The sequence below is a fragment of the Cribrihabitans neustonicus genome, assembly GCF_048820895.1.
In the GTDB taxonomy this organism is placed as follows: Bacteria; Pseudomonadota; Alphaproteobacteria; order Rhodobacterales; family Rhodobacteraceae; genus Cribrihabitans_A; species Cribrihabitans_A neustonicus.
Genome location: NZ_JBMERQ010000018.1, coordinates 1 through 13213, shown reverse-complemented (window position 1 = coordinate 13213; position 13213 = coordinate 1). Strand labels below are relative to the sequence as shown.

General features: G+C 61.7%; 12 protein-coding genes and 2 pseudogenes. 5 read left to right on the top strand and 9 right to left on the bottom strand.

All coding sequences use genetic code 11. The annotated features are described in order from the left end of the window. Positions 1–37 precede the first annotated feature (37 nt). Positions 38–1014: pseudogene (locus tag ACOHWE_RS19195) on the top strand (IS5 family transposase). Here the strand turns inward: ACOHWE_RS19195 and ACOHWE_RS19190 are convergent. After that, positions 972–1772: an FAD-dependent monooxygenase gene (locus ACOHWE_RS19190; RefSeq protein WP_420668339.1), complete on the bottom strand. Its 801-nt coding sequence runs from the start codon at positions 1770–1772 to the stop codon at positions 972–974. The pseudogene ACOHWE_RS19195 and the gene ACOHWE_RS19190 overlap by 43 nt on opposite strands. Before the next feature lie 90 nt (positions 1773–1862). Between ACOHWE_RS19190 and ACOHWE_RS19185 the strand changes: the two genes are divergently transcribed. Further along, entirely contained in the window at positions 1863–2573 is a 711-nt protein-coding gene (locus tag ACOHWE_RS19185; RefSeq protein ID WP_420668364.1) for a helix-turn-helix transcriptional regulator, read from the top strand. Between the two features lie 88 nt (positions 2574–2661). On the opposite strand, the gene ACOHWE_RS19180 is transcribed toward ACOHWE_RS19185, so the two are convergent. The 4 genes from ACOHWE_RS19180 to ACOHWE_RS19165 all read right to left on the bottom strand — a co-directional run bounded on the left by ACOHWE_RS19180 (position 2662) and on the right by ACOHWE_RS19165 (position 6779). After that, the gene (locus ACOHWE_RS19180) at positions 2662–3954 is read right to left on the bottom strand and encodes a TRAP transporter large permease (RefSeq protein WP_420668338.1); all 1293 of its coding nucleotides are present in this window, start codon (positions 3952–3954) and stop codon (positions 2662–2664) included. Next, positions 3951–4406, bottom strand: a complete 456-nt coding sequence (locus ACOHWE_RS19175; RefSeq protein WP_420668337.1) for a TRAP transporter small permease — start codon at positions 4404–4406, stop codon at positions 3951–3953. Before ACOHWE_RS19175 ends, ACOHWE_RS19180 begins: the two co-directional genes overlap by 4 nt. Before the next feature lie 110 nt (positions 4407–4516). Next, the gene (locus ACOHWE_RS19170; protein WP_420668336.1) at positions 4517–5554 is read right to left on the bottom strand and encodes a TRAP transporter substrate-binding protein; all 1038 of its coding nucleotides are present in this window, start codon (positions 5552–5554) and stop codon (positions 4517–4519) included. A gap of 34 nt (positions 5555–5588) precedes the next feature. Further along, positions 5589–6779: an amidohydrolase gene (locus ACOHWE_RS19165; RefSeq protein WP_420668335.1), complete on the bottom strand. Its 1191-nt coding sequence runs from the start codon at positions 6777–6779 to the stop codon at positions 5589–5591. A 155-nt stretch (positions 6780–6934) separates the two neighbouring features. Here ACOHWE_RS19165 and ACOHWE_RS19160 point away from each other — a divergent pair, with 155 nt between their 5' ends. Then, a complete protein-coding gene (locus ACOHWE_RS19160; RefSeq protein ID WP_420668334.1) occupies positions 6935–7399 on the top strand; it encodes a MarR family winged helix-turn-helix transcriptional regulator in 465 nt (154 codons plus the stop codon). Between the two features lie 739 nt (positions 7400–8138). Further along, the gene (locus ACOHWE_RS19155; RefSeq protein WP_420668333.1) at positions 8139–8810 is read left to right on the top strand and encodes a trimeric intracellular cation channel family protein; all 672 of its coding nucleotides are present in this window, start codon (positions 8139–8141) and stop codon (positions 8808–8810) included. Between the two features lie 22 nt (positions 8811–8832). Here the strand turns inward: ACOHWE_RS19155 and ACOHWE_RS19150 are convergent, their stop codons facing one another. The 4 genes and pseudogenes from ACOHWE_RS19150 to ACOHWE_RS19135 all read right to left on the bottom strand — a co-directional run bounded on the left by ACOHWE_RS19150 (position 8833) and on the right by ACOHWE_RS19135 (position 11733). Next, positions 8833–9771, bottom strand: coding sequence for a glutathione S-transferase family protein (locus ACOHWE_RS19150; protein WP_420668362.1), 939 nt, complete (start codon positions 9769–9771; stop codon positions 8833–8835). 93 nt (positions 9772–9864) lie between these two features. Then, positions 9865–10620 (bottom strand): annotated as a pseudogene (locus ACOHWE_RS19145) (VOC family protein); the annotation flags it as partial. Between the two features lie 87 nt (positions 10621–10707). After that, positions 10708–11130 carry a DoxX family protein gene (locus tag ACOHWE_RS19140; protein ID WP_420668332.1) on the bottom strand — a complete coding sequence of 141 codons (423 nt, stop codon included), beginning with the start codon at positions 11128–11130 and terminating at the stop codon, positions 10708–10710. Positions 11131–11157: 27 nt separating this feature from the next. Continuing rightward, positions 11158–11733 (bottom strand): NADPH-dependent F420 reductase, encoded by a 576-nt coding sequence (locus ACOHWE_RS19135; RefSeq protein WP_420668331.1) that lies wholly within the window; start codon positions 11731–11733, stop codon positions 11158–11160. Between the two features lie 132 nt (positions 11734–11865). Here ACOHWE_RS19135 and ACOHWE_RS19130 point away from each other — a divergent pair, with 132 nt between their 5' ends. Then, positions 11866–12756, top strand: coding sequence for a LysR family transcriptional regulator (locus ACOHWE_RS19130; RefSeq protein ID WP_420668330.1), 891 nt, complete (start codon positions 11866–11868; stop codon positions 12754–12756). Positions 12757–13213: the final 457 nt, after the last annotated feature.

Genomic DNA, 13213 nt, shown 5'->3' with positions numbered 1-13213 from the left:
GATTCATCTTATGAATCCAGCTTGGTAGCTAGGATGCATGAGCAGACCTCCCCCCCCTGACCTACAGGACCAGGAACTGGCCAGCCTACAATGAAGCACTCAAGCGCCGCGGCTCGCTGACGATCTGGTTTGACCCCGAGATGAGCTGGGATGCCGCGCCGACAGGCAGGCGTGGCCGCCAGCAGACCTACAGCGATGCCGCCATCCAGACATGCCTTTCGATGAAGGTGCTGTTCGGCATGGCGCTTCGGCAGACGACAGGCTTCGTGGAAAGCCTGCTGCGGCTGGTCGGCCTCGACTGGGCGGTGCCCGACTTCAGCACCCTGTCCCGCCGCCAGAAGACCCTGGCCGTCAACATCCCCTACCGTGGCGCGAAGGGCCCGCTGCACCTGTTAATCGATAGCACCGGGATCAAGGTGGAGGGCGAAGGCGAGTGGCAGGCCCGCAAGCATGGTGGTCCCAAGCGGCGCGTCTGGCGCAAGGTCCACTTGGGGATTGATGAGGAAACGCTGGAGGTTCGGGCTGTTGAGATCACAGGGAACCATATCGGCGATGCGCCGGTGTTACCCGACCTGCTCAACCAGATCCCGGCGTACGAGCAGATCAGCAGCGTCACTGCCGACGGTGCCTACGACACCCGCAAATGCCACGATGCAATCGCTGACCGCGGCGCCCACGCCGTTCGTCAGGGAAAGGGTCCCCCGGACCCTTTCCGGGCCTTCCTCACTCCCGCCCCGCAAGAACGCCAAACCGTGGAAGACCGCCACCGCCGGCGCGGTCGCACGAAACGAAGCACTGCGGGCATCGAAATACCTCGGTCGTGCCCTCTGGCGACGATGGAGCGGATACCACCGCCGAAGCCGCGTCGAAACGAAGATGCACTGTGTGAAACTGCTGGGGCAGCGCCTCATGGCACGGGACTTCGACCGACAGGTCGCGGAGCTTCAGGTCCGTATCGCCGTTCTGAACGGCTACACCGCGCTCGGCATCCCTGTCACAGAGCCCGTGGGATAAGTCTGTCCGGGGAAAGGGGAACCCCGGCCATCAGCCAATTTGTGCAACAGAGCCCAGTCAGGGTCAAACAGTGCCCGGCGGATGGTTGAGTAATCGTGCTTCATCTGCACATCGGCAATGACATAGCGGCCCTCGTAGTTCTCACCTTTCAGGCGAAGGCCGCGCAGTTTGCGGATGGCGCTGCGGGCGCCGTCCGCGGCCAGCACCCAAGCCGCGTTGAACGTATGGATGCCGTGCGGGTCTTCGACCGTTAGGGTGACGCCATCGCGGGTATCACTGGCCCCGGTGATCCGGCTTTGCCAGCGGGTTTCGATCAGCGGCTCGCGGGCGATGGCGTCCCAAAGATATTGCTCGATGTACTGCTGCTGGATGTTGTACATCGGCCGGTACTTCTCGGCCGGGCTGTCCGGCATTGCGAACTCGAGGATCTGGCGGCCGCGGTAGAAACTGCGCCCTGTGGTCCAGGGCAGCGCTTTTTCCAGGAAGGGCGTTACTGCGCCGATGCGCTCGAAGATGCGAAAACTGTGGCGGGCGACACAGATGGCGCGGCTTCCGTCGTTGAAGGTGGACTTAGCGTCAAACAGCACCGATGGCACGCCGTGGCGGGCCAGTGCGAGCGCTGTTGTCATGCCCACAGGACCGGCGCCCACGATTGCGACCGGAACATCATCTGATAGATTGCTGCGGTATTCCGGCGGATCAAAATGCGGGTACGTGAAGTAGAGTGAGTCGGTGTCGCCGCGGCCTGCCGGTCTCATAGGTAAGCTCCTCTTTGATTGGGAAAAACATAGCTGCCCGGCAGGTGTCCTGTTTGTCCTCCTTGAGGGGGGACATGATAGCTTGTGGCGATGGCATTCTGTCTCCGGCATATCGATACTTGTCTTGCGCTGCTGGGCAGCGGCGGCTTTGCGCCGGCGTTTTCAGAGTTCATGGAAACGTTGGGGGCCGATCAGGTCATGGTATTTGCGATCACTGAAGGGAATGCGCGCTGCCTGTTCTCGCGCCATTACCGAAGTGCAGCGCTAGCCGAGGAACTGTCAGCGCAATATCTGGATGGCCGGTATCTGCAGGATCCGCTTTTGCCTGAACTGATTCAGGCGCAGCCTGGCACAGTCCGGCTGAGGCGGCTGGAGACGATTGCCGAAACGATGGGCAGCGACTACCGGCGGATATTCTTTGACACGCCGGGGCTGCGGGCCAAGACCACTGTGCTGGCCGCCGGAGTGCGGCTGAGGCTGTTCGTAAGCCTGTACCAGACGGGTGGGGCACAGCCGGACTGCGACGCGGATTTAGCGCGAATTGCAGGCCGGTTGGCGCTGATGCATTTCGAAAGTACCTCCGGCAGCGCCACTCCACCGGCTCTGGACGCGTTGAGTGAGCGGGAGCGGGCGGTCTGCCTGGGTATTCTGGTGGGGCAGAAGGCGGAGGAGATCGCAGCGGCTCTGGAGGTCGCGCCCAATACCGTAATCACCTACCGTAAGCGCGCCTATGCCAAGCTGGGGATCAATTCGCGTGCGGGGCTGTTCTCGCTGTGCAGAGACCTTGGTGCCTCGAGCTGACATTGCTGCCAAGCTGGCGGCCGGCCTGCGGCAGTTTCCACAGTAAATGTCCCGCTCAGGCAATGAAAACCTGAACGGGTTTCGGAGTTCACCCTACCGTGCTTCCCAGCCAAAGGGTCAGGGCAGGGAAGGCGATCAGCAGAGCCAGCCTGGCTACATCGGCGACGATGAACGGCACCAGCCCTCTGAAGATCTTTACCACCGGGACTTCCGGCAGCACGGCCTTGAGAACAAAGACGTTCATACCGACGGGTGGCGTGACAAGGGCAATTTCAGTCACCACGATCACAATGATGCCGAACCAGACCAGGTCAAAGCCTTGGGAAACCACCACCGGTGCGAACAGAGGCACGAAGATCAGAATGATGGCCATAGAATCCATCACGCAGCCCAGCACAAGGAACACCGCCATGATCACGAAAATCAGCGCGATGCCTTCGAGCCCGGTCGACTCGACGAGCCCCAAAACACCCGCGGCAAGCCCAGACAGAGTGAGCAGCTTAGACAGCATCAGTGCGCCGAAAAGCACAGTGTAAAGCGATACCGAGGTATAGGCGGTATCAATGATAATGGTGCGCAACACGCTCCATCCGAGCCGCCCGTGAAAAGCCGCTATCAGGATGGCAAGACCAGCTCCCATGCCAGCGGCCTCAGTGGGGGTGAACAGCTTGGCATACAGCCCGCCGATGATCAGCCCAAACAGCAGCAGGAAAGGCCAGACGCCGGACAGCGCCCAGAGCTTTTCCGGCCAGGGGGTGCTTTCCCCGCACGGCGCATGGCTTGGGTCAAGAGCCGCAACGATGCGGATCGCCATCATGTAAGCGGCCAGACCGATCAGCCCCGGCACCACTCCGGCGATAAACAAGTCGCCGATGTTGGTCTGGGTCAGAATTCCGTAGACCACCATGATGATCGAGGGTGGGATCAGGATGCCGAGTGTGCCGCCGGCGGCAATGGTGCCGGCCGCCAGCTCGTCGGAGTAGCCGTATTTCTTCATGCTGGGATAGGACACCTTGGCCATGGTGGCGGCGGTGGCATAACTGGAGCCGCAGACTGCGGAGAAGCCGGAGCAGGCGGCCATAGCGGAAAGTGCCAGCCCGCCGCGCACGTTGCCCACAAAGGCATATGCGGCGCGGAACAGATCGTGGGCGATGCCGGTCTTGGAGATGACGTTGCCCATCAGGATGAACATAGGCACTACGGCGAGGTCATAAGATAGCACCGCGTCTGAGATCGTCAGTGGCACCAGCTGCAGCGCAATGTTCCAGTTGATCGCCAACCCGATACCTATGACCGAAACAGCGAGCAGCGAAAAGGCCAACGGGATCCTGAGGAAGGCAAGCAGGATGGCCGCCGCCATGGACAAAGAACCGGCAATCACAACACTTCCTCCTTATGGGTGTTTTCGGCGTCGGCCAGCGGGTTGCCGAGAACGACGGCAAAGGCGGCCAGTGCAGACAGCGTGCAGCTCAGCGCCATGAAGAAATAAAGCGGTGCGCGCGGCACCCGGAGCGCCTGGCTGACCTCAGAAATGCGCGAGGCATTGAGGCCGTGCTTGACGAACAACCAGGCCATCAGACCGAGCACAGCTGCCACCAGAAGCCCGGTCAGCACACGCCACCATGCCAACCCAGGGCGGTCCAACAGTTTGTCGAGAAGATCGATTGTCAGATGCCCCCCCGCGGTGGTCACCAAGGGCAGGCCGGCAAAGACTACCAGCGCCATCAGGTGTTCGGTGATGTCATTTGCACCGTAAACCGGTTCGCCGAACAGGCGCCGTCCGATCACATCGGTGAAGGTGAGAGCCACCATGGCCAGCAGAAACAGTGCCATTGCCGTTTCTACTGTCCGGCGGATTTTCAAAGCTAAAGCACGCATCCTGCGGACTCCTCTTGCAGAAAGGGGGCGGTCACACCGTCCCCGAGTGGTTTGCCCGGAGAGGGTTATTCTGCAGCCAATTCGGTGTAGGTCTCTCTGTAGAAGCCAAGCATCGCAGCCGGGTCTTCCACGCCGGCAGCCTTTGCCTTTTCGGTCCACTCCGACACCATCTCGTCGTAGATACCGTTCACCTCGGTAATCAGCTCGGGAGTGGCTTCGGCAATTTCGTGGCCTTCAGCGGCCAGCTTCTCCGATGCAGCTGGGTTTTGGTGATCGAAGTTCTTGCCCCATGCAGCCGACAGGGCCTCACCGGTGATGGCTTCGATCGCCGATTTGTCGGCATCGCTGAGACGGTCCCATTTGGCGCCATTCATGATCACGAAGAAGGTTGCGTCATAGAATCCGTTCGGAAAAATTGTATGATGCTTGAGGCTGTCCTCGAGCCTGAAGTTGACCACAGATTCCATGGTGTGCAGCGAGCCATCGATGACGCCGCTTTCCAGCATTTCGTAGGCTTTGGTCGCGGGCGCCGCGACCGGAACTGCTCCCAGTTTGGTGAGCAGCTGCTCCTGGATCGGGCCTCCCATGCGGAACTTCTGGCCGCTCACGTCCTCGGGTGTGGTCACAGCGGCGCTGCCGTGGTGCAGCTGACCGCCTCCAAACATGCCTACGGCCAGCATCTTGACCCCATCAAAAGCAGGATTGTCGGCCAGAAACTTCTCGTAGGTTTGCCACAGCGCCCGGCTTTGTGCCTCGGCGTTGGTGCCGGCGTTGGGGAATTCCGCGAACCACAGCGGTACGAAGCGCTCCGGCTCGTAAGTGAAATTGCCCCAGGTGATGTCGGCAATGCCATTGCGGGCCAGTTCCCAGTGCTGCGGCGGGCTGGCAAGCGGCGCGGGCAGGATGGTTACGGTGACACGGCCTTGGGTGACTTCGGCGACCTTTTCGGTGAAGGGCACGAGAAAGTCGGTATGCACGAAATGGGTTGGCGGTACCCAGGACGACATAGTGAGAGTTTCCGCGCTGGCGGCCGGAACCGCAGCTGTCAGGATTGCGGCAGCTGCAGCCGCGCCCTTGAGCAGTTTGATGGCTGGGTTGATCATCTGTTTCCTCCCTTGGATGAATGATCGTGGTTATTCAGGTTTGCGGATCCGGAGCAGGCACCCAGCGGGTCCGGCTTTTGGCCAGGTCGGCAAAAATCGCAGCGCCCACCGGAATGACCGCCGGGTCAAAGACGAATTCGGGGTGGTGCGGCGCACGGCCGTCTTGTCCGATGAAGAAGTAGCTGCCCGGCACCCGGTTCAGAAATTCCGAGAAATCCACGGAGGCCATCAGGTTGCGGGCATCCGTAATAACCTTGTCTGCACCGGCGACCCGTCTGGCCGATGCCGTCACCGCAGCGACGGCATCACAATTGTTGAGAGTAACAGGGGCAACTTTGGTGACCTGCAGCTGTACCGTGACGCCGTAGAGGCGCTCGGCTGCAGTGGCGGCATCCTGAAGCAGGGTGGCCAGCCTGTCGCGGACCTCGGGCGCGTTGGTGCGCATTGTGCCTTCGATGCAGACCTCTGCAGGCAATACATTGCGAGCCGTTCCTCCCGCGAGAACGCCAAAGGAGATCACACCGGCTTCCCGCGCATCGATGACCCGGGTCGACGTTTGCTGTACCAAACCGATGAAGGCCGAGGCCGCCGCGATGGCGTCCTCCCCAGTATGCGGCATCGAACCGTGAGCACCATTGGCGCGAATGGTGACGTCGATGTTGTCCGCTGAGGCCATTGCTGCAGCTGATGGTATGCCGACTTTGCCGGCAGGCAGGCCGGGCAGGTTGTGCAGGGCGTAGACCTCGTCGCAGGGAAAGCGTTCGAACAGTCCGTCGGCCAGCATTGCGCGGGCACCGGTCAGCAATTCCTCGGCAGGCTGGAAGATGAAATGTACTGTGCCGTCGAAATTTGGGCTGTGCGCCAGATAGGCGGCTGCAGTGAGCGCGGTAACGGTGTGGCCGTCATGGCCGCAGCCGTGGAACATCCCTTCCACCCTTGAGCGGTAGGGCACGTCGGCCTCTTCTGCCATCGGCAGTGCATCCAGTTCGGCGCGAAAGCCGATGCGGCGGCCCGGTGCAGCATCACTGGCGCCTGCACCGTGCAAGGTTCCGATGACACCAGTGCCGCCGAGGCCAGTGGCAACTTCATAGCCGAATTCCGTTAGACGGCTGGCTACGAAGGCAGCGGTTCTGGTTTCTTCAAAACCGGTCTCGGGGTGGCTGTGGAGATGGTGCAGCCAGCTCTCGGAAGTGGGCTTCTGGATGCTGTACCACTCTGAAAACATGCGACGGATCCCCTTTATATCTCATGATGAGATGGTTGTTGCTTGAGATTAAATCTGCAAACTGATTGGAGCATAAGAATATTGCTCTTTAAAATCAGGGTATCGACCGATACCTTTTTTGCACCGCCGCTCAGAAATTATGTAGTTGGATGGAAATGAAAAAAGTTTTCAAAAACGAAAGGTTGACCTACCGGCTCGAGCTCGTGGCGCAGGAAGCGATCCGTGCAAACGACGAGATATTCTTGCGCGAAACGGGTCTGCGCATTCGGGAGTTGCGGGTCTTGAGGTTAATCGACGACACGCCCGGCACTACGTTTGCGGAGATCGCCAAGGCCACGGGGCTGGAGCGCAGCCTGACATCTAGGATTATTCGAACCCTTTTGGGCAACGGTCTGATTGAAAGGGAGAATTCAATCGAAGACGCGCGGGTGTTTCTGCTGAGAACAACTGCAAGAGGGCAAAACATACGCCGCACCGCCCGTCAGTTGTCTGACCGTTTGGAGACCATACTGACCCACCCGTTATCGGAACAGGAACTTGCAACGCTTGACGGAATTCTTGAGCGGCTCGGCAATTGGATCTCCTCGGAACGATACCGGGCCGCTCTGGCTATTGATTAGGCAGCCTGTTCTCGCGTTTCTTCCCAGAGAATCCTTCAGTAAAAGTTTCTGTTCGATCCAACCGGCCTTGCGGCAGCGTAGCGCCTGCGGGGACCTCCGCGGCGCGTCCATCTCGCGGCAGGCAGGGACTAACAGCCTAAACTTGCCATTTTGCTAGGTACAATGACTGCTTCGCTGCGAGTGCAGAGCAATTGGGTCACTTTCCCGAAAGTAGTATTCGGCAGTTGATGCTCACCCGGCTTATGCTGCGTTCCACACCAGTGGCAATGACGAGCAGGACAGCGACCTTTGTAAAACCGTGGCTCCTCGGGCGGGGCAAAATGCGTGACCGGGACAAAGCCGTCGCTCCCGTCGCAGAGGGCAAGGACCGTACGCAGCCTTTCGCGGACCTTCGTCCAGGGCGCGGTGCTACTCTGAGCCCCGGACGTGAGGGCGGGGAGCTGACCTACGCCGCGAACTGCGCCAAGGTCAACTAATCGGGCCCCATTGGCAGAACCTGATGCTTGTGGACATCCCGACCATCCGGGGCATTTGCTCTCCAGGGCGACTATTCGGGGTCCAGACTGCTGTTCTGGTTCGAATGCGCTTCGCGGATGGTCAAGGGCTGCTGAAGATCCTGGAATGCGCCGACAGAAGACGAGATGCGCGCCGCGACGGAGGGGACGTCTTTTAGTGTCGCCCCCGGGGCAGCCTCCAACATTCCCCAACAACACCAAGCCATTGAGGGTATCACTTTCCCATGCCATTTATCGTCGGCAGCCTCAAAGACGCGTGTGTGGGTCTGAAATCACGGTATTCACATCGAAAACTTCCCCTCGCATTCTGGCTCGACCTTCGCGGGACCTTCGTTTTCGGCATTAGTGGGGCTCTGGTGGCGGTGCGCCGGGCCCTCGACATATTCGGCATCGCGGTCCTTTCGGTCGCAGTCGGCCTCGCGGGTGGTATGATCTGGGATAAGCTTCTGGGCGCGACACCGCCAACAGCATTGGAGGACCCGTGCTACCTGCTCACGGCCCTCGCGGCGGGTGTCTGCGTTTTCTTCGGGCAACGGCTGCTGGAACGCTTGAACAAGCCCGTGATGATGCTGGAGGCGCTCGGGGTCTTCGCGGTCAGCGGTTGCCTGAAATCGCTCCTGTTCGGTCTCGACTCGTTGCTCGCGTTCCTGCTCGGGGTTCTGTCGGCCGTCGGCGGCGGCGCGACGCGGGATCTGCTCGTCGTCGAGATACCGCGTGTCCTGCGCGAAGAAGTCTATGCGCTGGCGGCGATGGTCGGCGCGACAATCGTGGTGGCTGGCGCGGCGCTCGGTCTCCCCGAGACCTGGACCGCCGTCGCCGGTGTCGTGGCAGCCTTCGGGTTCCGCGTGATCAGTGTCTGCCGGGGCTGGCGCGCCCCGCGCGGAGCAGGGACCTGATCAGGATGGCTGACGGACGCCCTTAGCCCAGGGAACATTCCGGCCCAAGAGGCACGATGCCGGTGGGGTTCAGCGCCTTGATCGAGTAGTAGCCGCGCTTGATGTGGTCGATGCTGACCGTATCGCGCACCCCGGGGATGGCGAGAATACGGGTCTGGTAGCGGCTGAGAGCGGGATAGTCTGCGATGCGGCGCAGGTTGCACTTGAAAAGTCCGTGGTAGGCCACATCGAAACGCACCAGCGTCACGAAGAGCAGCACATCGGCCTCGGTGAAGCGTTTTCCCAAAAGAAACTCGCGGCCGTCGCCGAGGCGCTCCTCGAGTTCATCTAGCATCGCGAAGACGTCGAGAAAGGCCTCTATGTAGGCGACCTGCGTTGTGGCGAATCCCGTGCGGTAGACCCCGTTGTTCAACCTCGGATAAATTCGATCGTTGAGCGCGTCGATGTCTTCGCGGAAGTCTGCCGGATAAAGGTCGATGCTATCGTCCGCCAGCTTTCCGAAGCCTGAGTTCATCATTCGCAGGATGTCGGCGGACTCGTTGTTCACGATGGTCCCACACTTCTTGTCCCACAACACCGGCACCGTGGCTCGGCCTGAAATCGTCGGATCAGCCCGGGTGTAGATCTCGTGCATGTAGGAAGCGCCCTCAGCCTCGACCGGGTCGCCGAAGCGCCAACCCTGGTCGGACAGTTCCGGCTCGACGACGGAGACCGAGATCACATCCTCCAGCCCCTTCAGTTTACGGGCGATCAGCGTCCGGGACGCCCATGGGCAGATCAGCGCGACATAGAGGTGGTAGCGCCCCGGCTCGGCCTTGAAGCCCCCCTCGCCGGTCGGCCCGGCGCTGCCGTCAGGCGTGACCCAATTGCGGAAGCTGGAGGTCTGACGGACGAAGCCGCCTTTGTCGTCTTTGGCCTGGACCGGCTGCCAGTCGGCAACCCATTTTCCGTCTCGAAGCATGGTCTTGTCTCCTGATGTCCTAAGCGTGATGGCGGTGCCCCAGGGGTCGTGCAGGGTCAGGCCGTCCTTGTTCGTGATGCCGGTAATGCCGGAGCTTACGGCGCGCGCGGCAATGGCCGCGAGGTCTTGCGGGCTCCGGGCAACAATCTCGACGGCCTCCAGACCGGCCATGCCCTCTGGGCGCTTGTCGGCCCGGCGGCCGTTCCAGATATTGCCGGCAAGCTGGTGGTGATAGCCGCCGCTGCCGTAGAAGCTGGCGCCCGGATAGTGCGCCGCGATATCGAGGCCGAGCACGTCGCGGTAGAAATCATCGGCCTGGCCCATGTCGCCCACCTGAAGATGGACATGGCCGATGCTGCCGTTCTCGGGGAAACCCGACCATTCGGTGCCCTCGGCGCTTTGCAGCAGATCCTGCAGATCCAGCGGGTCGGTGCTCATCCGGATCTCGCCATCCTCGCCGTACCAGGCCGAGACCGGGCGGTCTGCATAGACCTCGATGCCGTTGCCCTCTGGATCGGCGAGATAGAGCGCCTCGCTGACGATATGGTCCGAGGCCCCCTGAAGTGGCACGCGCGCCTCGGCGACATGAGCGACCCAGCGGGCCAAGTCGGATCGGGTCGGCATCAGGAAGGCGGTGTGAAAGAGACCGGCCTGCCGCGGATCGAGCGGGGAGAGACAAGGGTCGCCCGCGAGTTCCAGAAGTGGGGTGTTGCCGACGCCCAGGGTGACGCGATGGTCGCTGATCGCGAGCGGGCTGAGCCCCAAGACTGTCTGATAGAAGGTGGAGACAGCGTCGAGATCACGCACCTTGAGCTGGACAGTCCCGATGCGCAGCGGGGCCGCATCCATGTCGAAGAAGTCGTTGCCAATGGTCATGTGGGGTCTCCTTGGGAAAGAGCGCGGCCGCGGGCGGTGACCCGCGGCCGGCAAGGGAGGTCAGGCGAACTGGCCGAGGCGACGGTCGAGTTCCGGCACGCGCAGCGCGAAGGCTCCGCGCCCCAGAACGGCGACGACGCCTTGCACCACCGCCCAGAACAGCGGGTATTCCCAGCCGCCGCCTTCGTTCGAGAAGCTCCAGCCGAAACCGGAGTGCGCCCATGTCGCGCCCAGGAGGACGGGGATCAGTGCGATGGAGACCAGGCGGGTGCCGAGGCCGAGGATCAGGGCGATTCCGCCCGCCAGCTCTGCGAAGATCGTGAAGTAGGCGAGCACGCCGGGCAGGCCGAGGCTTTCGAAGAAGGCGACGGTGCCCGGGATGGTAAAGGCGCTGACCTTCATCCAGCCATGGGCGAGGAACAGGACGCCGGTCGAGATGCGAAGGGCGGCGGCGGCGTAGTCGGTATGGGTTTGCGTGGTCATGTCAGATGCTCCGTGGGGTTGGGGATGTCAGGAAAACTGCCAGCGAGGCGCGATCCCGGTGCCGTGACCGATGACGTAACCGAACTGGATGTTGAGGAAGCCGATGGGCTCGAGATAGCGGGCGTTGGCGAGCGGGCCGGCATCGACCGGCTCGAGGCCGATCTCGGCGGCAAGCGCTTTGACCGTCTCGCGCGCGGCCTCGTCATCGCCAGCGACGAAGGTCTGGATGGGCTCGCCATTGACCTTGAGGCCCGTGCCGTAGTGCTGGGCGAAGACCGTGTTGAACGCCTTCACCACCGTCGCGCCGGACAGCCGGGAGGCGATCTCTTCGGCCGCCGAGGTCTTGTGCCCGACCTGGAGACCCGAGAAGTCCTCGGCCACCGGGTTCGAGACATCGATAACGGTCTTTCCGCCGAAGTCGGCCTTGCCGGCAAGATCCGCCACGGCTCCGTAGGGCGTGGCAAGAACCACCACCTCCGCCAGGGAGACGGCAGCAGAGAGATCGTCGTTGCGGCCGATGGCTGTCACCTCGTAGCCGGCCTGGCCAAAGACCTGGGCGAGCCCGGAGCCGACGTTTCCTTTGCCGATGATTGCGATATGCATTCCATTTCTCCTTCGCTTCGCCACCCTCGCGGCGGCCTTTTGATCTCTGAAGCGAAAGTAAGGCTTCCCAATATTCCATAAAATGACGATGTTATTGAGTGACTATCGCGATTTTGTTCTCAAAGGGCGCCCATGGATATCGTTGATGAACTCAAGGCTTTCGTGGCCACCGCACGGACCGGCTCCTTCACCGCAGGGGCCGAGCAGCTGGGGGTTTCGAACCGCCTGACCTCCAAATACGTGGCCGAACTGGAGGCGCGCCTCGGCACGCGGTTGCTCCAGAGAACGACCCGGAAGGTGGGGCTGACGCCAGCCGGCGAGGATCTCCTCGCGCGGGCGCCAGCTGTCCTTGATGAACTCGACGCTCTGCTTGGGTCGGTTTCGGAGGGGTCGCGCGGCCTGAGCGGGATCATCCGGGTCTCGGCGCCTGTGACCTTCGGCGAAATCTACGTGGCCGGCATGCTGGCCCGGTTCGCCGAAGCGCACCCGGATCTGACATTCGACCTGCGGCTGGACGATCGCTACGTCGATCTGGCCGCCGAGGGCATCGACCTGGCGTTTCGAATAGGCGTGTCGGAGACGCTGTCACTCAAGACGCGCAAGCTCGGCACGTTTCATAGCTCACTGGTCGCACATCCAGACTACGTGAATGAGCACGGCTACCCGCGAGCACCAGATGATCTCTCTCGGCACGCCTGCATTGTCGATACCAACCGGCGCCAACCTCATAGGTGGACGTTCAGTAAGGACGGCACCGAGGTCGTCGCCCAGGTGCGGGGCCGGTTCCATGTGAACTCGGCCCGCGCGGCAATCGAGTTGGCCTCGGCCGGCATGGGGATTGCCTATGCGCCGCGGTTCGCGATCGCCGACATGCTGGACACTGGCCGCCTCGTCCCACTGCTCGAGGATTTCGACATGGATGGGGGACCGGTTACCGTCGTCTATCTCGAAGGTCGAACCTTACCTCGAAAGATACGAACCCTCATCGACTTCGCTGCCGAGGACGTCCACGCCATGCCTTGACGAGCCATGAGAGCAAATCCAGGTCGGGCCAACAGCATCGACACGAATGGCAGCTTCGGGTAGGTTGCGACGCAGCGATAACCTCCCTGGCGAAGGTCCGGTCTGGTCCGCCTAGGTCCACCTGGAGCGCCGGGCGACTCTGAGTTTGCAAAGTCCGTTCCCCTGCGCAAATGTGCCGTTAGCGGTGTGCTATCATGGATTTATATGATTGCGCAGAGGGTAGGTAGGATACGGCGGTTGCCTGCTCCCACAACCACTTTTACCGAACACTCAAGCATGTTCCCGTCAAGCCCTTCTCCGGAAGGGCTTTTTGCGTTTCGGGCCAGGCCGATCATCGCTGACGGGCTCCCCGCAGAGTCCGCGGTTATTAGTTCGCTCTGTTCAGGGTTTGGCCCTCTACTGACCGTTGGTGATACTCCCGCGGGGTGAGCCCGTCGAGGCTCGTATGTGGGCGGTG